Origin of the sequence: Aromatoleum sp. (genome assembly GCF_032027225.1) — a bacterium.
In the GTDB taxonomy this organism is placed as follows: Bacteria; Pseudomonadota; Gammaproteobacteria; order Burkholderiales; family Rhodocyclaceae; genus Aromatoleum.
This window is the reverse complement of record NZ_JAVSMM010000010.1, coordinates 18,591-35,840: the sequence shown is the minus strand read 5'-3', so window position 1 is coordinate 35,840 and position 17,250 is coordinate 18,591. Positions and strand designations below refer to the sequence as shown.

Annotated in this window: 19 protein-coding genes; 8 read left to right on the top strand and 11 right to left on the bottom strand. The window is 68.2% G+C overall.

Going from position 1 to position 17,250, the window contains the following annotated elements; all coding sequences use genetic code 11:
• Window positions 1–59: 59 nt before the first annotated feature.
• On the top strand, window positions 60–524 hold the full coding sequence (locus tag ROZ37_RS12370; RefSeq protein WP_312659742.1) for a DUF2231 domain-containing protein: 465 nt from the start codon (window positions 60–62) through the stop codon (window positions 522–524).
• 13 nt (window positions 525–537) lie between these two features.
• On the opposite strand, the gene ROZ37_RS12365 is transcribed toward ROZ37_RS12370, so the two are convergent.
• From ROZ37_RS12365 to ROZ37_RS12350, 4 genes are all read right to left on the bottom strand, one after another.
• Window positions 538–963 carry a CopD family protein gene (locus tag ROZ37_RS12365; RefSeq protein WP_312659741.1) on the bottom strand — a complete coding sequence of 142 codons (426 nt, stop codon included), beginning with the start codon at window positions 961–963 and terminating at the stop codon, window positions 538–540.
• A gap of 19 nt (window positions 964–982) precedes the next feature.
• Window positions 983–2,317, bottom strand: coding sequence for a phospholipase D-like domain-containing protein (locus ROZ37_RS12360; protein ID WP_312659740.1), 1,335 nt, complete (start codon window positions 2,315–2,317; stop codon window positions 983–985).
• A gap of 349 nt (window positions 2,318–2,666) precedes the next feature.
• Window positions 2,667–3,071, bottom strand: a complete 405-nt coding sequence (locus ROZ37_RS12355) for a BON domain-containing protein (protein WP_312659739.1) — start codon at window positions 3,069–3,071, stop codon at window positions 2,667–2,669.
• A gap of 17 nt (window positions 3,072–3,088) precedes the next feature.
• Window positions 3,089–3,250 carry a DUF1328 domain-containing protein gene (locus tag ROZ37_RS12350; protein ID WP_312659738.1) on the bottom strand — a complete coding sequence of 54 codons (162 nt, stop codon included), beginning with the start codon at window positions 3,248–3,250 and terminating at the stop codon, window positions 3,089–3,091.
• A 248-nt stretch (window positions 3,251–3,498) separates the two neighbouring features.
• On the opposite strand from ROZ37_RS12350, the gene ROZ37_RS12345 reads away from it, so the two are divergent.
• On the top strand, window positions 3,499–3,657 hold the full coding sequence (locus ROZ37_RS12345; protein WP_312659737.1) for a DUF3309 family protein: 159 nt from the start codon (window positions 3,499–3,501) through the stop codon (window positions 3,655–3,657).
• A gap of 229 nt (window positions 3,658–3,886) precedes the next feature.
• On the opposite strand, the gene ROZ37_RS12340 is transcribed toward ROZ37_RS12345, so the two are convergent.
• Window positions 3,887–4,315, bottom strand: coding sequence for a CBS domain-containing protein (locus ROZ37_RS12340; protein WP_312659735.1), 429 nt, complete (start codon window positions 4,313–4,315; stop codon window positions 3,887–3,889).
• A gap of 293 nt (window positions 4,316–4,608) precedes the next feature.
• Here ROZ37_RS12340 and ROZ37_RS12335 point away from each other — a divergent pair, with 293 nt between their 5' ends.
• The 5 genes from ROZ37_RS12335 to ROZ37_RS12315 are packed head-to-tail and all read left to right on the top strand — an operon-like array spanning window position 4,609 to window position 9,165.
• Complete coding sequence (locus tag ROZ37_RS12335) at window positions 4,609–4,962, top strand: hypothetical protein (protein ID WP_312659733.1); 354 nt, start codon at window positions 4,609–4,611, stop codon at window positions 4,960–4,962.
• A gap of 21 nt (window positions 4,963–4,983) precedes the next feature.
• Window positions 4,984–5,718, top strand: coding sequence for a hypothetical protein (locus tag ROZ37_RS12330; protein WP_312659731.1), 735 nt, complete (start codon window positions 4,984–4,986; stop codon window positions 5,716–5,718).
• Window positions 5,715–7,181 (top strand): RimK family protein, encoded by a 1,467-nt coding sequence (locus ROZ37_RS12325; protein ID WP_312659729.1) that lies wholly within the window; start codon window positions 5,715–5,717, stop codon window positions 7,179–7,181. Before ROZ37_RS12330 ends, ROZ37_RS12325 begins: the two co-directional genes overlap by 4 nt.
• Window positions 7,178–8,425, top strand: a complete 1,248-nt coding sequence (locus tag ROZ37_RS12320) for a glutamate-cysteine ligase family protein (RefSeq protein WP_312659728.1) — start codon at window positions 7,178–7,180, stop codon at window positions 8,423–8,425. The genes ROZ37_RS12325 and ROZ37_RS12320 overlap by 4 nt, the downstream gene beginning before the upstream one ends.
• A complete protein-coding gene (locus tag ROZ37_RS12315; protein WP_312659727.1) occupies window positions 8,386–9,165 on the top strand; it encodes an N-formylglutamate amidohydrolase in 780 nt (259 codons plus the stop codon). The genes ROZ37_RS12320 and ROZ37_RS12315 overlap by 40 nt, the downstream gene beginning before the upstream one ends.
• A 120-nt stretch (window positions 9,166–9,285) precedes the next feature.
• On the opposite strand, the gene ROZ37_RS12310 is transcribed toward ROZ37_RS12315, so the two are convergent.
• The 6 genes from ROZ37_RS12310 to ROZ37_RS12285 all read right to left on the bottom strand — a co-directional run bounded on the left by ROZ37_RS12310 (window position 9,286) and on the right by ROZ37_RS12285 (window position 16,044).
• Entirely contained in the window at window positions 9,286–10,107 is an 822-nt protein-coding gene (locus ROZ37_RS12310) for a hypothetical protein (RefSeq protein WP_312659725.1), read from the bottom strand.
• 296 nt (window positions 10,108–10,403) lie between these two features.
• A complete protein-coding gene (locus ROZ37_RS12305; RefSeq protein WP_312659724.1) occupies window positions 10,404–10,745 on the bottom strand; it encodes a four-helix bundle copper-binding protein in 342 nt (113 codons plus the stop codon).
• 79 nt (window positions 10,746–10,824) lie between these two features.
• Window positions 10,825–13,098, bottom strand: a complete 2,274-nt coding sequence (locus tag ROZ37_RS12300; protein WP_312659723.1) for a DUF3141 domain-containing protein — start codon at window positions 13,096–13,098, stop codon at window positions 10,825–10,827.
• Window positions 13,099–13,159: 61 nt separating this feature from the next.
• The gene (locus tag ROZ37_RS12295) at window positions 13,160–14,026 is read right to left on the bottom strand and encodes an SDR family oxidoreductase (protein WP_312659722.1); all 867 of its coding nucleotides are present in this window, start codon (window positions 14,024–14,026) and stop codon (window positions 13,160–13,162) included.
• A 67-nt stretch (window positions 14,027–14,093) separates the two neighbouring features.
• Window positions 14,094–14,840, bottom strand: coding sequence for a ferritin-like domain-containing protein (locus tag ROZ37_RS12290; RefSeq protein WP_312659721.1), 747 nt, complete (start codon window positions 14,838–14,840; stop codon window positions 14,094–14,096).
• A gap of 40 nt (window positions 14,841–14,880) precedes the next feature.
• Entirely contained in the window at window positions 14,881–16,044 is a 1,164-nt protein-coding gene (locus ROZ37_RS12285; RefSeq protein ID WP_312659720.1) for a hypothetical protein, read from the bottom strand.
• A gap of 397 nt (window positions 16,045–16,441) precedes the next feature.
• Between ROZ37_RS12285 and ROZ37_RS12280 the strand changes: the two genes are divergently transcribed.
• Window positions 16,442–17,131: an acyloxyacyl hydrolase gene (locus ROZ37_RS12280; protein ID WP_312659718.1), complete on the top strand. Its 690-nt coding sequence runs from the start codon at window positions 16,442–16,444 to the stop codon at window positions 17,129–17,131.
• The last annotated feature ends 119 nt before the right edge of the window (window positions 17,132–17,250 follow it).

The window sequence follows — 17,250 nt, the reverse complement described above, 5'->3', positions numbered from 1 at the left end:
GAGACGAACGATCGCGACGGGCGCGCCCCGCGTCCCGACCTGTGCTGGAGGAACTCTCGATGCAGCCAGCCGTCTCCGAACCAATCGCGAGCCGTGCGTCGATCGGCGGCCACCCGATCCACCCGATGATCATCCACTTCCCGGTCGCGGCGCTGCTCGGCCTCGTCGCGACCGATGCGGCGTACTGGGTCACGGCGGACCCGTTCTGGGCGCGCGCCGGGCTGTGGCTCGCGGGCGTCGGCTCGATCGGCGGCTGGGTCGCGAGCATCGCGGGCCTCGTCGACCTGCTGACGGTCGCGCGCATCCGGCAGAAGATCACCGCGTGGTGCCACAGCATCCTCGCGGTGATGATGCTGTCGATCGCGACGCTGAACTGGCTGGTGCGCTATGCCGACCATGTCACCGAATTCTCCGCCGGCGGCCCGCTGCTGTCGGTGCTGACCGCGGTGCTGATCGCGCTGACCGCGCTGATCGGCGGGCAGCTGGTGTACGAGCACGCGGTCGGCGTGCGCGCGACGAAGTGAGCCCGTTTCCCAGCTAAACCCCCGGTTTCGCGAGCACGAGCCATAGCGTTGCCCCGATGAAGACGGCCGAGAGGATTCCGGTGGTGACGCTGAGCCAGATGCCCGCCGGCGGCTGGTCGAGTTCGAGGTGGCGTTCGATGCGCAGGATCAGCCCGCCGCAGCCGATGTGGCAGATCGTCATCCCGGCGACCGCGACCAGCTTGAGCACCAGCCACGGCGCGACGATGCCATCGCGCAGGAACAGCGCCGTGCCGGTGCCGATCGCGACCAACGCAGCCGGCGTCGCGAACACGATGAAGAGTTGGCGCGCCATCCACGCGCGATCGACTCGGTACTGCGAGTTCTCGTCGCCGGCGGCCGCGACCAGCGCGGGCAGATAGAGCAGCGCTCCGCACCAGCAGAGCAGCGCCGCGAAGTGGAGAAGTTTCAGCAGCGGCATCGCGGGCCCGCGCGTCGGCTCACAGCAGATATTCCCAGCGACGCGCGAACCATTCGAGCACGCGCGCTTTCAGGCCGCGGTTCTTCCACTCGACCATCTTCACCTCGTGCGACGCTTTTTCGTCCATGCTGAAGAGCGCCTCCATCTCGCCGGCGAAGTCGCGGTCGAGCACCAGGAGATCGGCTTCGTAGTTATGCACGAAGCTGCGCCAGTCGAGGTTCGTCGACCCGACGCTCGACCAGACGCTGTCTATGACCGCGGTCTTCGCATGCAGCAGCGCGTCGCGCCGCTCGAACACACGCACGCCGGCGCGTAGCAGCGCGGTGTAATGCGAGCGCCCGGCGTGGAACGGCGCCCAGAAATCGCTGAAGCCGGGCAGCACGAGGCGCACGTCGACGCCCCGCTTCGCGGCGTCCTGCAACGCATCCAGCACGCGGTGGTCCGGGACGAAGTAGCCGTAGGTGAGCCAGATCCGCTCCTTCGCGTGCTCGACCGCGGACAGCAGCGCGACATAGAGTTCGCTGCGCTGCGACGCCGGGTCGGCGACGACGACGCGCATCGCCATGTCGCCGGCCGGACCGGGGCGCGCCGAAGCCGGCAGCGCCACGTCGTCGTCGCACGCCTGCCCGTTCCAGGAGTTCGCAAAGAGCCCTTCGAACTGAGCGACGATCGGCCCGCGCATCATCACGTGAGTGTCGCGCCAGCCCTCCTCGCGTGTCGGCGCCTTGCGGCGGCTGCCGAAGGATCCGGCGCTATAGACGCCGCTGATGTTGATCCCGCCGGTGAAGGCGACGCGGCCGTCGACGACGAGGACCTTGCGGTGGTCGCGATTGTTGATGCCGAGATCGGCGTCGCCCGCGAGCTTCAGTGGATTGATCGGGTTGAACTCGCATACCGCGATGCCGGCCCCGCGCAGCCGATCGAAATACTCGGCCGGCGTCGGACGCGAGCCGACGCTGTCGTAGAGCACCCGCACCTCGACGCCACGCGCACGCTTCTTCGCGAGAAGCTCGGCGAGGTCACCGCCGACCTTGCCGGCTTCGATGATGTAGGTCTCGACAAAGACGCGGCTTTTCGCGTGCTCGATGGCCTCGAACATCGCGCTGTACGTCTGCGGTCCGTCGATCAGCAGGTGCGCGTCGTTGCCGAGCACGAGCGGCGACTCGATCACCCCTTCGACCTCGCGGAGATGATGCGCGAGCAGATCGGTCGGCCCTTCCTGCTCGATCCGCCGCGCGGCTTGGGGAGACACCGCGCCGCGCTCGTTGACGACACGCACCTGCCCCCCGGACGCGGAGTTCTCGGTGGCCGGCACATGAACGACGCCACCGGTCGCGCACGCGGCGAGCAGCATCGCTAGCCCTGGCAACGCGAGGACGGAAAAATGATGGGAATAAAGCGGGCCCGTCGAAAGGCGCGGGAACCTTGGCACGACCCGCGCAAGCTCGGCGCGGCCGCGGTCAGACGTCCGCTTGCGCGGCGCCTCTCCGCTGTTCGCGCGGCTCGGTGTCGACGGCGAAATCATCATGCACCCGTCCGACTCCGGACAGCCCCGCACGATCGCGCGGGGGAATTCTGGGACGGCGCTGCACGCGGACGCATGGCGCGGAAAAGCCGGCGCCGCTCCCATCCCGGGGGCGCCGCCGGCCGTCGTGGCCAATCCTCCGCGTGCCGCACCGACCGGGACGCGAGCCGTCGCGGAATCATGACGGCGGTTTGTTCAGCGGCTCGGCCGGCGTCAGCGAGTTGATCACCTCGGTGACGCCTTCGACGCGTCGCGCGATTGCATCGGCCTTCGTGATCTGCTCGGCCGGCACGGTGCCGCTCAGCGTGACTTCGCCGGCAGATGACCTGACCGAGATGTCGCCGCCGTTGACGCTCGCGTCGCCGACGAGGGCCGATTTCACCTTCGTCGACAGCGCGGCATCGTCGACGGCGCGCGCGACCTTGCTCGGCGGCCGGTGCTGCGCGGTCGGATCGGTCGTCGCCGCCGTGTCGGCGGCGGGACCTTGCGCGCGCTCCGGCGTCGTCCCCGCTGTCGGCTCCGGAGAGCAGGCCGCGAGGGCGGCGCCGATCGCGATCGGAACCAGTAGCCGCGGGAAATCCATCACGGGACCTCCCACCGCTACCTCTGTATCAGCCCGAGGACCAGCGACACGAGCGCAACGACGATGAAAATGTAGAACAGGATCTTCGCGATACCGACGGCACCGCTGGCAATCCCGCCAAAACCGAACAGCGCGGCGACCAGTGCGATCACCAGGAATATTGCGGCGTAATACAACATGGCACACCTCCAGGCGCGATTGAATGGAACAGCCCTTCGTAGCGATTGACTCGCTGCAAACGCCGTGCCGCGCTGAATTGCTGGGGTTTTGCGGGATGCACGCGGCCGCGCCTGCCGGCAGCGCGATGAAAAGCGGGCGGAAGCGGTAAATATTTCACACCATCCTCCCGTCAGGCGTCCCGGGTCCGGGCACGAAAGCTGCCGATAACCCGGTACCGCGGCACTGCCGCATCCCAAGGACCACCATCATGGCGCTATCGACGATCCTCATCATCCTGCTGGTGCTGCTGCTGATCGGCGCGCTCCCCTCGTGGCCGTACAGTTCCTCGTGGGGTTACCGCCCGAGCGGCCTGCTGGGCCTCGTGCTGGTCATCGTTCTCGTGCTGCTATTGATCGGATACCTGTAGCGCCTCGACGACCGCCGCTTCTCTCGAACCCGTCCCGGAGCGTGCCGTCACGTTGCCGGGACGAAGAAACGAAAAACCGGGCCAGAGCCCGGTTTTTTTGTAGCGGCCGTTGGTGCAGGTCGCTTGTTGGATGCGTGGAGCCGATTGCGCCGACCACGCACATCGCCGCCGGCAATTGTCGGCGGCTCCGCCTCGCGGCGCGGCGCTTCCGGCCGCTCGACCGCGTCGGTCAATGAGTATGCGAACCGGTCGGCTCGGAAATGCCGCAGACCGCTTCGCCCGCGGGGTCGGCACCCTCGGTGTTCGCGATGTCGGCCAGTGCGACGATGCCGACGAGCTGCTTGTTGCGGTCGAGGACCACGAGGCGGTGCACCTGGATGTCGCCCATGTTGCGCGCGACGTGCGCGATGTCCTCATCCTCGAAGCAGTACTTCACGTCCTTCGTCATGATGTCGCGCACGTGCGTGTCCAGGGCCTTGCCTTGCGCGACCGCGCGGATCGTGATGTCTCGGTCGGTCACCATGCCGACGAGGCGCCCGCCTTCGTCGATCGGCAGCGAGCCGACGTCGCATTCGGCCATCAGTCGGGCGGCTTCCTGCAGCGTCTGGTCCGGGTCGAGCGTTCGTACGTCGGTCGTCATTGCTTCGCGTACTTGCATGATTTCACCTCCTTCGAATCACAGGGTTCACCTGTGTCACGGGTCGCTGCAAAACCCATACCTGCGTGCGCCCGCGTCGCGGGGGCAGCGCACCGCCACTGCTATAGGCGGGCCAGCTGCGTCTGGGCTCTTCGGCCGGCTCGCAAACGCCTCGTAAAGATTTCAGATGCCGGTAAGAACTGCCCGCCGCGGGCAGCCGCGCGGGAGCGCCGCGGTCCCGATCTCCGCTGTGCCAAGCGGCACGCGCTTTGCTAACACCGAGGTCGGGTCAACACGCCAAAGCGGAGGTCAGAATGAAATCGGCATTGTTCGCGCTCGGTGCGCTCGCCCTCGGGGCAAGCGCCTACTACTACCTCGATCCGAAGCGCGCCCGCGCGACCGACGGCGGTCGTCGCGGGTCGTGGCGCTCGTCGACGCTCGGCTACAGTGACGCGAGCGCCGAACCGGGCGAGATCGAGGAAATCGCCGGTACTTCGTCCGTCGCGCCGATCGCGCGGGCGGCATCGAGCGAGATGGCCCCGGGCACGTCGGGCATCAGCACGCCGGGCGCGCCGACCTCCGGCACCGGCGCCTACGGCGTTGCCGCGGGCGGATCGGGCACCGCCGCGTCGGGCGGCGGCTTCTCCACCGCGCCGCAATCGCGCTGACCGGCCGACAGGACGCCGCCGATGCTGCCGGCTTCGCTGCGACTGAACGTCGACATGCTCCCGCAGCCGACCGAGACGACGTGCGGGCCGACCTGCCTGCACGCCGTCTATCGCTACTGGTCGGAAGACATCTCGCTCGATGGCGTCATCGCCCGCACGCGCGCGATGGCGCACGGCGGCACGATCGCGGTGTTCCTCGCATGCGATGCGCTCGCGAACGGCTACGAGGCGACCATCTACACATACAACCTCACGATGTTCGACCCGACGTGGTTTCGGCGCCGGATGGACATCGCCGAGCGGCTGCAGGCGCAGCGCGAGCTCAAGGACGACCCGCGGCTGCATCACGCGACCGAGGGCTACCTCGACTTCCTGCGTCTCGGCGGACGCCTGCGCTTCAGCGACCTGTCGCCGCCGCTGCTGCGCGGACTGCTGCGTCGGCGCTACCCGATCCTCACCGGCCTCAGCTCGACTTTCCTGTACCGCGCTGCGCGCGAATACGGCCCGTCGGACATCCCGGACGACGTGCGCGGCACACCGTCGGGGCATTTCGTGATCATCTCCGGCTACGACCGCAAGGCGCGCCGGCTTCTCGTCGTCGACCCGTACGAACCGCATCCCTACGGCGGCACGCGCGAGTACTGGATCCGCATGGACCGCGTCGTCAACGCGATCCTGCTCGGCATCGTCACGCACGACGCGAACCTGCTGATCGTCTCGCCCCGCAAGGGGTCGCGGCCGACCGAGGCGCCATGAACACGATGATCGTCGTCGAAGACCCGGGGGACTGGCCGTTGGGCGGGCTCGGCCTTCCCGTCGTGCCCGCCCGGACCTATCTCACCGACTCGACTTACGGCGAAGACCGCGCCGCCCGCGTGCTGAACCTCTGCCGCTCGTTCGAATACCAGAGCCTCGGCTACTACGTCTCGCTGCTCGCCGAGGCGCGCGGCCATTCCCCGCGTCCGCGCGCCGGCACGATCGAGGACCTGCAATCGCGTACGCTCGTGCAGGTGCTCACGAGCGAACTGTCGCAGCTGGTCGAGCAAACGCTTGCGCCGTTGAAGTCGAAGCACTTCGAGCTCTCGGTGTATTTCGGCCTCAACGTCGCGCAGCGCTACAACGTGCTCGCCGGACAGCTATTCAAGCTGCTCGAAGCGCCGCTGCTGCGCGTGCAGTTCGAGCGCGAGCAGGGTCAGTGGCAGATGCGCGCGATCGACCTGATCGGCCTGCGCGAAGTCCCGGAAGAGCACCGCGACTTCGCGTTCGACGCCGCGAACCGCTACCTCGCGGGCCGCGCGCGGCCGAAGAGCGGCGACCGCCACTACGACATCGCGATCCTGCACAACCCGGACGACGAGGATCAGCCGTCGAACCCCGGCGCACTCGAGAAGTTCGCCGCCGCCGCAACGGCGCTCGGGATGCGGCCGCATTTCATCCGGCCGTCCGATTACGAACGCCTGCCCGAATTCGACGCGCTGTTCATCCGCGACACGACTTTCGTGCACCACTACACCTACCGCTTCGCGCGGCGGGCGAAGGCCGAGGGCCTCGTCGTCATCGACGACCCGGACTCGATCCTGAAGTGCAACAACAAGGTCTATCTCGCGGAGCTCCTCGCGCACCACAACCTTCCGGCGCCGCGCACGCTGCTGATCCACCGCGACAACATCGACCAGATCGTCCCGCTGCTCGCGCTGCCCTGCGTGCTGAAGCAGCCCGACAGCTCGTTCTCGATCGGGGTCGACAAGGTCGAGGACGAGCGGGAGCTGCGCACCAAAGTCGCCGAGCTGCTGCAGAAATCCGACCTGATCATCGCGCAGGAGTGGCTGCCGACCGAGTTCGACTGGCGTGTCGGCATCCTCGACGGGCGCGTGATCTTCGTCTGCAAGTACTTCATGGCGACGGGGCACTGGCAGGTCATCGACCACCACGGCGAGCACGGCCGCAGCGAAGGGCCGACCGAGGCGCTCACGGTCGGCGAAGCGCCGGAGGAAGTCGTCACCGTCGCGCTCGAAGCGGCGAAGCTGATCGGCGACGGCTTCTACGGCGTCGACATCAAGCAGACGGGCAACCGCTACTGCATCATCGAAATCAACGACAACCCCAACGTCGACGCCGGCAACGAGGACGGCGTGCTGAAGGACGCTCTGTACCGCGAGGTCATGGGCGTGTTCCTTCGCCGACTCGAACAGCGCCGGGGAGGAGGCAATCCCGCATGACCGATACTGTCGTCCTGCCGGCATTCGCAGGTTACGGGGTGGAAATCGAATACATGATCGTCGACCGCGAGACGCTCGACGTGCGCCCCCTCGCCGACCAGGTGCTGTGCCAGGCCGCGGGCCGCCCGGCGAACGACGTCGAGCGCGGGCGCATGGGCTGGTCGAACGAGCTCGCGCTGCATCTGCTGGAGGTCAAGAACCGCGCGCCGGACGCGTCGCTCGACGACCTGCCGCAGGCGTTCCGCGACGAGATCGCCGCGATCGACGCGCTGCTCGAACCGATGGGCGCGCGGCTGATGCCCGCCGGGATGCACCCGTGGATGGACCCGACGACGGAGACGCGGCTGTGGACGCATGAAAACAGCCAGATCTACCGCACCTACGACCGCATCTTCGATTGCCGCCGCCACGGCTGGGGCAACCTGCAGAGCATCCACCTGAATCTGCCGTTCGGCGACGACGCCGAGTTCGCGCGGCTGCACGCCGCGGTCCGGCTCGTGTTGCCGCTGCTGCCGGCGCTCGCGGCGAGTTCGCCGTTCGCCGAAGGCCGCGCGACCGGCTTCATGGACTACCGCCTCGAAGTCTATCGCGAGCACCAGAACCTGCTGCCGTCGTCGGCCGGCGAGTGCATCCCGCGGCCGAGTGCGTCGCCCGCCGAATATCGCGCGCAGATCCTCGCGCCGATGTACCGCGAGATCGCGGAGTACGGCGACGGCGGCGTGCTGCAGCACGAATGGCTCAACGTGCGCGCGGCGATCCCGCGCTTCGAGCGCAACGCGATCGAAATCCGCGTTCTCGACGTGCAGGAATGCCCGACCGCGGACATCGCGATCGCCGCGGCGGTGGTCGCGCTGGTGCGGCGGCTGTACGACGAGATGCCGGACGAGCCGGACGTCGACGCGACGAACCACACCGCGACGCTCGCGCGCATCTTCCGCGACTGCATCCGCGACGCGGAGCGCGCGATCATCGACGACGACCACTACCTGTCGCAGCTCGGGCTCGACGGCGGACGCTGGCGCGCGGACGAGGTGTGGACGAACCTGATCGACCCGCTCGCGGCGACCGGCGCGCTCGCGGCGACCTGGGAAGCGCCGCTGCGCCTTATCCTCGACCGCGGCCCGCTCGCGCGACGCCTGGTCGCCGCGGTCGGCGACGCACCGGACGCGCACCGGCTGCGCGACGTCTACCGGGAGCTCGCCGAATGCCTGCACGACGACCGGCTGTTCCGGGGAACGGACTGACGCGGCCGGCGCCGCCCCCCTCTGCCGCTGGCCGCGCGCTCGATGTCGTCATCACCTGCGAACACGGCGGCAACGAGGTCCCCGAGCGCTACCGGAACCTCTTCGCCGGCCGCGAAGACGTGCTGCAGACGCACCGCGGCCACGACGCCGGCGCGCTGCAACTCGGCCGCGAACTCGCCGACGCCCTCGGCGCGCCGTTCTTCTCCAGCACGACGACGCGGCTGCTGATCGACCTGAACCGCTCGCTCGGCAACCGCGACCTGTTTTCGGAATTCACCGCGGACGCGCCGCGGGAGCTTCGCGAGGAACTGCTCGCCGACCACTATCAGCCTTACCGCGAGCCAGTCGAAGCCCTTGTCGATCGCTCGCTCGCGGCCGGCCGCAAAGTTTTCCATCTTTCCAGCCACAGCTTCACGCCGGTCTTCGAAGGTCAGGTACGCAACGCCGACATCGGCTTGCTGTACGACCCGCGGCGGCCGGGCGAAGTGGAACTGGCGATGCGCTGGTACGCCGCGCTGCGGCTCGCCGCACCCGAACTCAAGGTGCGGCGCAACTACCCCTACACCGGGCGCTCGGACGGTTTCTGCGCCGGGATGCGCCGGCGCGTGCGCACGCACAACTACATCGGGCTCGAACTGGAAGTGAACCAGCGCCACGTCCAGCAAGGCGGAGCGCCGTGGCACGCACTGCGCGCCGCCGTCGTCGCCTCGCTGCAACAGGCGCTGACGGACGACTATTGAGCCGGTAGCCAACTACCGTTCGGGCTGAGCCAGTCGAAACACAGCCCGAATACCGCCCTTCGACAAGCTCCGGGCGAACGGCGGTATTCCTTGCCGCGTTAATAGCCGGCGGCCGGGAAATCAGCCCGCGGTCGGAATCTGACGCCGCACGACGCGCGTCGTGTCGCCGGTGTGACGGCGCTGCAGATGCGGGATCGAACGCCGCTGCGCACCGTGCGCGCCCATCAGCCCGCCGCCGGCGGCCGCGAGGAGCGACAGCAGGATTGCGGCGGCGAGCCACACGCTCGCGGCGGTCGCGGCCTGCGCGGTGTCGGTGACGGCCGGCGACTCGGTGCCTTGAGGCGCCGTGCTGCGTCCGATCATCGTCGCCGCCTGGTCGGCTGCTCGATTGGCCTGCTCGGCCGTCATGCCGAAGCGTTCCTGCAGCATGCGCACCGTCGCGGCGCGGTCACCCCGCTGGATGCTCGACAACAGCTCGGGAATGCTCGCCTCCGGGCCGCCCGGCGTGACCGCCGCCTGCGTCGCCGCGGTCGTCGTGACGCCGAACAGGCTGCCGAGCGCGTTGCCGGTGACCGAGCCGGTGATGAAGGCGAACGCCATCACCGTCGCGCCCCACGACACGACGCCATGCAGCATGCCGTCGGAAGTACGCCGCAGCCCCGATGCGCGCGACGCGACGTAGCCGCCGATCAGCGCCGACACGAGCATGCTCAACGTGTTCCACACCGCCGCGGCGATCGACAGCGTGCCGCCGCCTGGCCGCTCGCCGGCACCGAACACCGCGAACCCCGCCGCGACACCGATCAGCATCAGCAGCAGATGGATGCCGAGGCCGACCGCGAGGCCGGCGAAGATCGCGCTCCAGCGGATGCTGTACAGCGGGTTGCTCTCCATTTCGATCTCCGGTGAGTGGGTGACGCGTGTTTCCGATACGGTTTCCATGATTCATACCCTCCTGCAAAGGTGACGAGCCGATGCAAATTGTGTTCCGCGCCCCAATCCGGGCAGCGCGGGGCTCGCAGCCCGCCCGGACCGGAATTTGTTACGACCGGCTGTAATTCCTGCCGCATGTGTCGGCGTGCGGCTGCCGGCCGCCAAGCCGGTGCATGCGTCGCCATCGACGATCGCCCGTCGCCTGCGTCCTGGGCGGCACGTCGAACCGGCGCCGTCGGGCGAGTGAAGCAAGAGAAATCGGGAATGCAGCGCGTGGGCCAGGCCTTCGTGGGCGCATTGCCGCGTCACACCGTCGTCATCGCTTCGCAACTGTTCTTGCAGCGCTCGCACGCGAAGACGCATTCCTCGATCTCGTCGAGGTCGCGGCAGCTTGCGATGCAGGCGTCGCAGACGTCGGCGCACACCGCGCACATCTGACGATGCAATCCGGAGCCGGTGATCATCACGTTCGCGGCCGTTTGGCAAATCTCGGCGCAGACGAGCATCGTCTTCAGGTGTTCGGGCTCGACGTGCCGCCCGCCCTTCTCGAGGCAATGTCCCGTCGCCATGTTCAGGCACACGAGATGGCATCGCCGGCATAGCTCGATGCATTCGAGCATTTCATGCGACAGCGCAACCTGGGTCATCCTGGAAACCTCCGTGAACGCGGCCCGAACGCGGCCCGCGACGAACTGGCGCTGCAAGCGCCGTTCCGCGGGTCAGGGCTCAGGCGGCCTTCACTCCCGTTGCGAGGATTTCCTCGAAGCGCGCGATCACGCCGCGCAGCACCGGACGGTCGAGGACATCCTGCGGCAGCACCGAGCAGAGGATCTGCAACGCTTCGCTGCGTTGCTCTGCGGTCGGGAGCAGCTTCTCCAGCGTCTGCAGCGCCGCCTCCGGCTCGTAGGCGACGATGACGCTCTGCGTCGCGACGATCGCGTGCAGCGCGTGCGCGTCGCTGTCCTCGAACGCGTCCGACTCGCTGAGCTGCGCCTGCACCGAATCGAGCGTCGCGCGCCGCACCGATCCGCTCGCCTTCATCAGCAACAGCAGCATGCGGATCACGGCCTCGCGCACCCCGCCTTCGGCGATCGCCGCGAGCGCGCGCGCCGCCGGTTCTTCCTTCGCCACGGCGACCTCGCGCGCCGGCTGCGCGAGCCTTTCGCCGATCTGCACCGCGTCGAGCAGCCCGTACACGAAGTGAAAGGCGTTCTCGAGCGTGGCGTCGCGCATGTCGCGCGCGCTGTCGAACAGCCCTTCGATGGATTCGGAGAACAGCTCCTGCAGCCAGCGCATCGGATTGTCGGCGGGGACCGGCCGCGTGACCTCGGCGATCTGCTTCGCGACGACCGGCAGCGCCCACGTGAGCGGATTAAGGTCGCTCCACAGGTAGCGCTGCAAGCGCAGCGGGTTGAACTGCCGCATCAGGCTCGCAGACCAGTCGTGCGACACCGCGCGCACCCACGGCGACACGAAGCTCTCGTACATCCGCGCGTTGAACTGCGACACGGCGGCGACGATGCGGAACGGCCGCTCGTCCTCGCGTTCGTCGTCGTGCGCGAGGATGTCCTCGATCTCGCGCTCGTGCAGGCTCACCGCGTATTGCGGCAGCCCGCGCCGGTCGACCTTCGTGTCCTCGATCGTCAGCTCGTACAGCCCGGGCGGCAGCGCCTCGATCGACGCGAGCGTACCGGCGATCTGCGAGAACTCGCGCCGCGCGACCGCGCCCGACACGAAAATCCCGAGATGGCCCGCGTCGGCGTGGATGACATAGACGATGGTCTGCCCGTACGCCTTGATCTCGCGCGCCGACAGGTAGGTGTCCGCGATCCAGTTCAGCGCCTGCTGCGGCGGCGTGATGTCGTCGCCGTGCGAGCAGAACATGACGATCGGCGAGCGCACGCGGCGCAGATCGAGCGTCGTGCCGCGGCTCGTCGCGAAGCCGCCGTTCGCGAGCTTGTTGCCGACGAAAAGGTCGTCGACGATCGCGCGCATCTCCTCGCCGCTCATCTGCACGAAGCCGCCCCACCACTTTTCGAACTCGAGGAAGCGCTCGGCTTCGGTGTCGATGTTCGCGAACAGCCGGTAGTACTTCGTCCAGTACGTGTTCGCCGGGTTGAGGCTCTCGAAGTTCCTCACGAGCCATGCGCCGTCGAAGCGCCCATTGCCGAGATCGCTGAGGAAATACGCCGGCCAGCTTCCGCCGGCGAGCCCGGCGAGGTAGCGCATCGGGTTCTTGCCGTGCACGCCCGCCCAGTACGACAGCGGCGCGCCGTTGAGCACTAGCGGCCCGGTGATCTCGGGGTCGATCGCGGCGAGGCCCATCACCGCCCAGCCGCCCTGGCAATTACCGACCAGCGCGGGTTTCGGGCTCTTCGGGTGCCGTCCGACCACTTCGCGTACGAAGCGCAGCTCGGCCGCGATCACCGCGGCGAGCGTCTGCCCGGGTTCGGGCTTCGGATAGAAGACCGTGAAATAAACGGGGTTGCCTTCGCGCAGCGCGACACCGACCTGCGATTCCTGCTTGAAGCCGCCGATGCCCGCGCCGTGCCCCGCGCGCGGATCGACGATCAGGTAGGGCCGTTTCGTCGGATCGACGGTCACGCCGGCGGGCGGAATGATGCGCACGAGACAGTAATTGACCGGTTCGGGCAGATCGCGCCCGTCGATCAGCACTTCGTAGTCGAACGCGAGCAGCGGCGGCTGGCCGCTGCGCTCGTATTCGATGAATTCGTTGCCGCGCCGCCTCAGCACGTCGAGCGTCAGCGCCCAGCGCCGCAGCGAGTCGCGCAGGTAGTCGCGGATCTCGTTGACCAGCGGCGGACGCCTCGGCGCCGCGCGCGACAACGCGTTGAACCGCTCCTGCCAGCGCCGGCGCTGCAGCCGGTGCAGCATTTCCATGCGGCGGCGGTAGTTGTCGCCGAGTGCGCCGAGCCGCTCGCGGATCGCATCGGCGCTCGCCGCTTCGGGCGCGAGGTTCGGGTCGACGGGCAGGAACATTCTCGACTCCTCCTTCCGGGCCGGACCCGCGGGTCCGCGTCGCGGGTATGGCCGGCGGCCGTCAGCCGTTGACGATCTCGCCGCCGTTCGGATGCAGCACCTGCCCCGTGATGTAGCTCGAATCGCTGCTCGCGAGAAAGATGTAGGACGGCGCGATCTCGTCGGGCTGGCCGGCGCGCCCGAGCGGCTGTTTCTCGCCGAATTTGCCGACGTGCTCGGCATCGAAGGTTGACGGGATCAGCGGTGTCCAGATCGGGCCCGGCGCAACCGCATTGACGCGGATCCGCTTCGGCGCGAGCGCCGACGACAGCGAGCGGGTGAACGAGACGATCGCGCCCTTCGTCGCCGAATAGTCGATCAGGTGTGCGCTGCCGCGATACGCGGTGACGGAAGTCGAATTGACGATGCGCGCACCCTCCTTCAGGTGCGGCAGCGCATGGCGCGTCAGGTCGAACATCGCGAACAGGTTCGTGCGGAAAGTGCGTTCGAGCTGCTCGCGCGTGACGGCCGAAAAATCGTCCTGCGGGTGCTGCTCGGCGGCGTTGTTCACGAGGACGTCGATCCGGCCGAACGCTTCCATCGTCCGCGCGACGACGCTCTTCGTGAAACTCTCGTCGCCGACGTCGCCGGCGAGGAGCAGGCACTTGCGCCCCTGCTTCTCGATCTCCTCGCGGGTGCGGCGCGCGTCGTCGTGCTCTTCGAGGTAGACGACGACGATGTCGGCGCCCTCCTTCGCGAAGCCGATCGCGACGGCACGGCCGATGCCGCTGTCGCCGCCGGTGACGATCGCGACCTCGCCGTCGAGCTTGCCGGTGCCGCGATAGCCGCTCATGAAGTCCTCGGGCTGCGGCTCCATCGGCGCCACGCGCCCGGGCTGCGTGTCCTGGTGCTGGGGCGGGATCTGCTCGACGTGGCGCGGGTCAGCCATGCTCGGTCTCCTTGCAGTCGTCCGGTGCCTCCGGGCTGCAAGCCGCGGGCCCGGCTCGTCGACGGGCTTAAGCCCCTTCTCCGAGCACGACGCTGCGCAGCCAGCCGCGCACTTTCAGCAGATGCGCGTTCTCGTTCTGCATCGCGCGGCGGAAGTCCGGCAGCAGCGTGTCCTGCCCCGCCTGCTCGGTCAGGGCCACGAGCAGGTTCCAGCTGTCGCTGTCGGTGAGCTCGGCCATCAGGATCGCTTCGAGGCCGTGCGCGATCGTCGTCCGCGGATCGGTCAGCACCTGCATCACGCCCATCGACGCGACCGCCGAGACGTCGGCCGACGGTGTCTGCGCGGTCGGATCGGCGCCAAGCGAATCGAGCGCGGATGCGACGATATGCATGTGTTCGAGCTCCTCGCCGCGGATCTTTTGCAGGTCGGCGATCGTGAACGGCAAGGTCTCGAGCCCGCCGAGCACCGTCGCCTTGTCGATCAGCGCCTGGTAAAGGCGCACGCCGGTGCGCTCGAACGCGAGGCGCTCGCCGAGCTTGTCGACGAGCACTTCGGGGTTGCGGCCGCGCAGGTGCGACAGCACCGTGTTGAACGCGCCGGTCACGGTCCCCGGCATCGGCACGGAGCCGACCCGTTCGGCCTCGGCGACGTAAAGCGAGCGCACCGACGCGATCGCCTTGCCGTCCGGCATTCCATCGGACGTCGGCGCGGCATGCGGTGACTGCTCGTCGGCATAGATCTGCATGCTGTGCACCGACAGCGGGGACGACTGCGCGCCGGTGCGGTTGAAGCCGAGTTCGGTCGTGTTTTCCATGAACGGATCCTGTTCGATTCGTGTCGGTGGGGTCGCGGCCTCAGGCGACGCGGCGGATCGAACGGTTGAGTTCGGTCCCCGACGTCCAGTGGTACGCCGTCGCGACCTGCGTCGAGGGTGAGCCGTCGGCGTTCACGCGGAGGCGATATGCGAGCGTCGCGTCGCTTTCGCGCTCGCGCGGCACGAAGTCGTAACCGTTCGCGCGCAGGTTCACCTCGGCTTCGAGCACCTCGCGGACGAAGTCGCGCTGGCTCTTGAATTCGAGCGGCGCCGGCAGCACGCCGTCGAGGACCTCGGCCGGATCACGCCGCTCGTACTTGCGAATCAGGTCGCCGACGAGGTGCAGATGGCCGAGCTCGTAGTCGCAGAACCGCTCCCAAAGCGCGCGCAGCCGCGGATTGCTCTCCGTCTGCGCGCAGCTGTAATAGCCGTAAACCTCGGTCGCCTCGTGCAGCAGCATCAGTTCGAGGAAGCTCAGGCGGGGATTCAGCAGCGAGCTGTACTGCGTCACGTGCTGCTCCTCGATCGACGCGATCTCGGCGTACAACTGGCGCGCGATCGGGTCGGCGAAGGTCGGCCCGATCGTCATGTAGTAGTCGTGCGTCTGGTATTCCGCCGCGGTGATCAGCGTCGCGAAGAGCTTCGACGCGAGCGGCGCGTCGGCGTCGAACGGCCGCCGCACGTCGTCGAACGGCGCACGGTGTTCGTCTACGGCCGGCCGGCCGGGAACGATGTCGGTGTGCCCCTGCAGAATGTTGTTCGAATCCTTGCCTTCGAGCCTGTCGAGCAGCGCGGAGTAACGGTAGAGATGGTCGAGGTCTTCAAGCAGCCCGAAACGGTACACCTGGGCGAGATATGCGTCCGGTTCGCGCTGCGCGACTTCGGCAGTCACCTCGACGGCCACCTGCTCGTGCGCGATCGTCGTTTCGAGCGGCGAATGGTCGGCCGAAAGGAGCGAGTTCACGGTCGTCGCCTGATGCTGCTCGGCGCGCCGAAGCTCGGCCAGCGGGCGGCGCAGCTCGCCGTTCATTCGCGCGCCGATGTGGGACAGCCGCAGCGCGTCGCGTTCGAGGCCGTTCATCAGGATGACGCGCACGCGCGTGAAGGCCTCGTCGTCGAGCTTGCTGATCGGCTTGCCGACCATCTCTTTCCACGTGAACGCCTGCTTCTCGAGCGGCACTCCCCTGTTCGCGAAAAGATCCATTACTGCTGTCCCCAGTGGAAAAAATTCTCGTCGAGGACTCGCAAGTCCCTGTCGCGCGCCCCTCCCCTGCGGTCCGATGCAATTCCCGGGCCCACGCGAGCTTCACCGCACTGCAACAAGGCTCGCTGCGCCGCAGCGCCCGGCGTTGTGGGAAAAAACGCCACAGCGCCGAACCCCCGTTACGCCCGCAGCCCGCGCGGAGCCCGGGGAAAACTCGCCGATCGGCGGTAGGAATTACAGCCAGTCGTAAGAAGTACTTCCGTGAGGCAGCCCCAAGCGCCGGGAACCGAAAGGCCGGCGGGATGCGCTGCGGCAATCCGATTGCTAGAGTGAATCTGCGCTTTTCGCTTTCGCCGCAGCATCGACAAAAAACAGCCTCAAACAGGAGACCCTGCCCATGAAAGCTCATCGAACGTCCGCCCGCCCGATCGGCCGCACTTTTGCGGTCGCACTGCGTCGTCCTTTCGTCGCCGGCGGGGGTTCGAGTCCCGGCGCCGATCACGTCGACACCCTTCCGCCCGTTCCCGACCCGAAACGCGGGCCGCGCAGTGCCGGCCGCCCCCTCTCGGGCGCCCGGGCGCTCGGCGGCGTGGTCCTCGCGGGCGCCGCACTGGGCTGCGCCGCTGAGCCCGGGGTCGTGCTCCAGGGGGGGAGATACGACAGCGTGGAAACGGTCGGCCTGCAAGTCGTGCTCGACGACTGGTTTCGCGCCGAACGGGGCGGCTGGCGGGTCGTCGGCTATCCGGAGCTGCAGGTCAACCGGCATGAACTGAACGGGGACAAGCTCTGGCAAGGCGGCGTGTTCGCGACTTTCCGCGTCGACCCGGCGCACGCGCGGATGCGCCCCTACCTCGAAGCCGGCCTCGGCGCGAACGTGTTTTCGCGCGGCGACCTCGGCTCGAAGGACTTCAGCACGCGCTTCCAGTTCGGCGAGCACATCGGAATCGGGGTCGCGTGGGGCGGCAACACCGGCGGCACCAACGAAACCTGGGTCGGCTTGCGCTTCACGCATTACTCGAACGCGGGCATCAAGAAACCGAACCCGGGTCTCGAAGCGCTGCAGCTGGTGCTGGGGCACCGCTTCTGAGCCGGCGACGGAGAGCGGGATCGCTGTCGTTCCCGCGACTCCGTTCAGCTGAACCGCTCGGGCCGAGCCTGTCGAAGCACCACCGCCGCGATCGCTCTGCGCGCGAATGGCTTGCGGCA

Coding starts and splice junctions, on each gene's coding strand:
- ROZ37_RS12330 (WP_312659731.1), top strand. CDS start 4,984: ATGCTGCCGGCTTCGCTGCGACTGAACGTCGACATGCTCCCGCAGCCG.
- ROZ37_RS12285 (WP_312659720.1), bottom strand. CDS start 16,044: ATGGATCTTTTCGCGAACAGGGGAGTGCCGCTCGAGAAGCAGGCGTTC.
- ROZ37_RS12355 (WP_312659739.1), bottom strand. CDS start 3,071: ATGGATTTCCCGCGGCTACTGGTTCCGATCGCGATCGGCGCCGCCCTC.
- ROZ37_RS12320 (WP_312659728.1), top strand. CDS start 7,178: ATGACCGATACTGTCGTCCTGCCGGCATTCGCAGGTTACGGGGTGGAA.
- ROZ37_RS12325 (WP_312659729.1), top strand. CDS start 5,715: ATGAACACGATGATCGTCGTCGAAGACCCGGGGGACTGGCCGTTGGGC.
- ROZ37_RS12360 (WP_312659740.1), bottom strand. CDS start 2,317: ATGCTGCTCGCCGCGTGCGCGACCGGTGGCGTCGTTCATGTGCCGGCC.
- ROZ37_RS12345 (WP_312659737.1), top strand. CDS start 3,499: ATGGCGCTATCGACGATCCTCATCATCCTGCTGGTGCTGCTGCTGATC.
- ROZ37_RS12310 (WP_312659725.1), bottom strand. CDS start 10,107: ATGGAAACCGTATCGGAAACACGCGTCACCCACTCACCGGAGATCGAA.
- ROZ37_RS12365 (WP_312659741.1), bottom strand. CDS start 963: ATGCCGCTGCTGAAACTTCTCCACTTCGCGGCGCTGCTCTGCTGGTGC.
- ROZ37_RS12290 (WP_312659721.1), bottom strand. CDS start 14,840: ATGGAAAACACGACCGAACTCGGCTTCAACCGCACCGGCGCGCAGTCG.
- ROZ37_RS12370 (WP_312659742.1), top strand. CDS start 60: ATGCAGCCAGCCGTCTCCGAACCAATCGCGAGCCGTGCGTCGATCGGC.
- ROZ37_RS12350 (WP_312659738.1), bottom strand. CDS start 3,250: ATGTTGTATTACGCCGCAATATTCCTGGTGATCGCACTGGTCGCCGCG.
- ROZ37_RS12335 (WP_312659733.1), top strand. CDS start 4,609: ATGAAATCGGCATTGTTCGCGCTCGGTGCGCTCGCCCTCGGGGCAAGC.
- ROZ37_RS12280 (WP_312659718.1), top strand. CDS start 16,442: ATGAAAGCTCATCGAACGTCCGCCCGCCCGATCGGCCGCACTTTTGCG.
- ROZ37_RS12340 (WP_312659735.1), bottom strand. CDS start 4,315: ATGCAAGTACGCGAAGCAATGACGACCGACGTACGAACGCTCGACCCG.
- ROZ37_RS12305 (WP_312659724.1), bottom strand. CDS start 10,745: ATGACCCAGGTTGCGCTGTCGCATGAAATGCTCGAATGCATCGAGCTA.
- ROZ37_RS12300 (WP_312659723.1), bottom strand. CDS start 13,098: ATGTTCCTGCCCGTCGACCCGAACCTCGCGCCCGAAGCGGCGAGCGCC.
- ROZ37_RS12315 (WP_312659727.1), top strand. CDS start 8,386: ATGCCTGCACGACGACCGGCTGTTCCGGGGAACGGACTGACGCGGCCG.
- ROZ37_RS12295 (WP_312659722.1), bottom strand. CDS start 14,026: ATGGCTGACCCGCGCCACGTCGAGCAGATCCCGCCCCAGCACCAGGAC.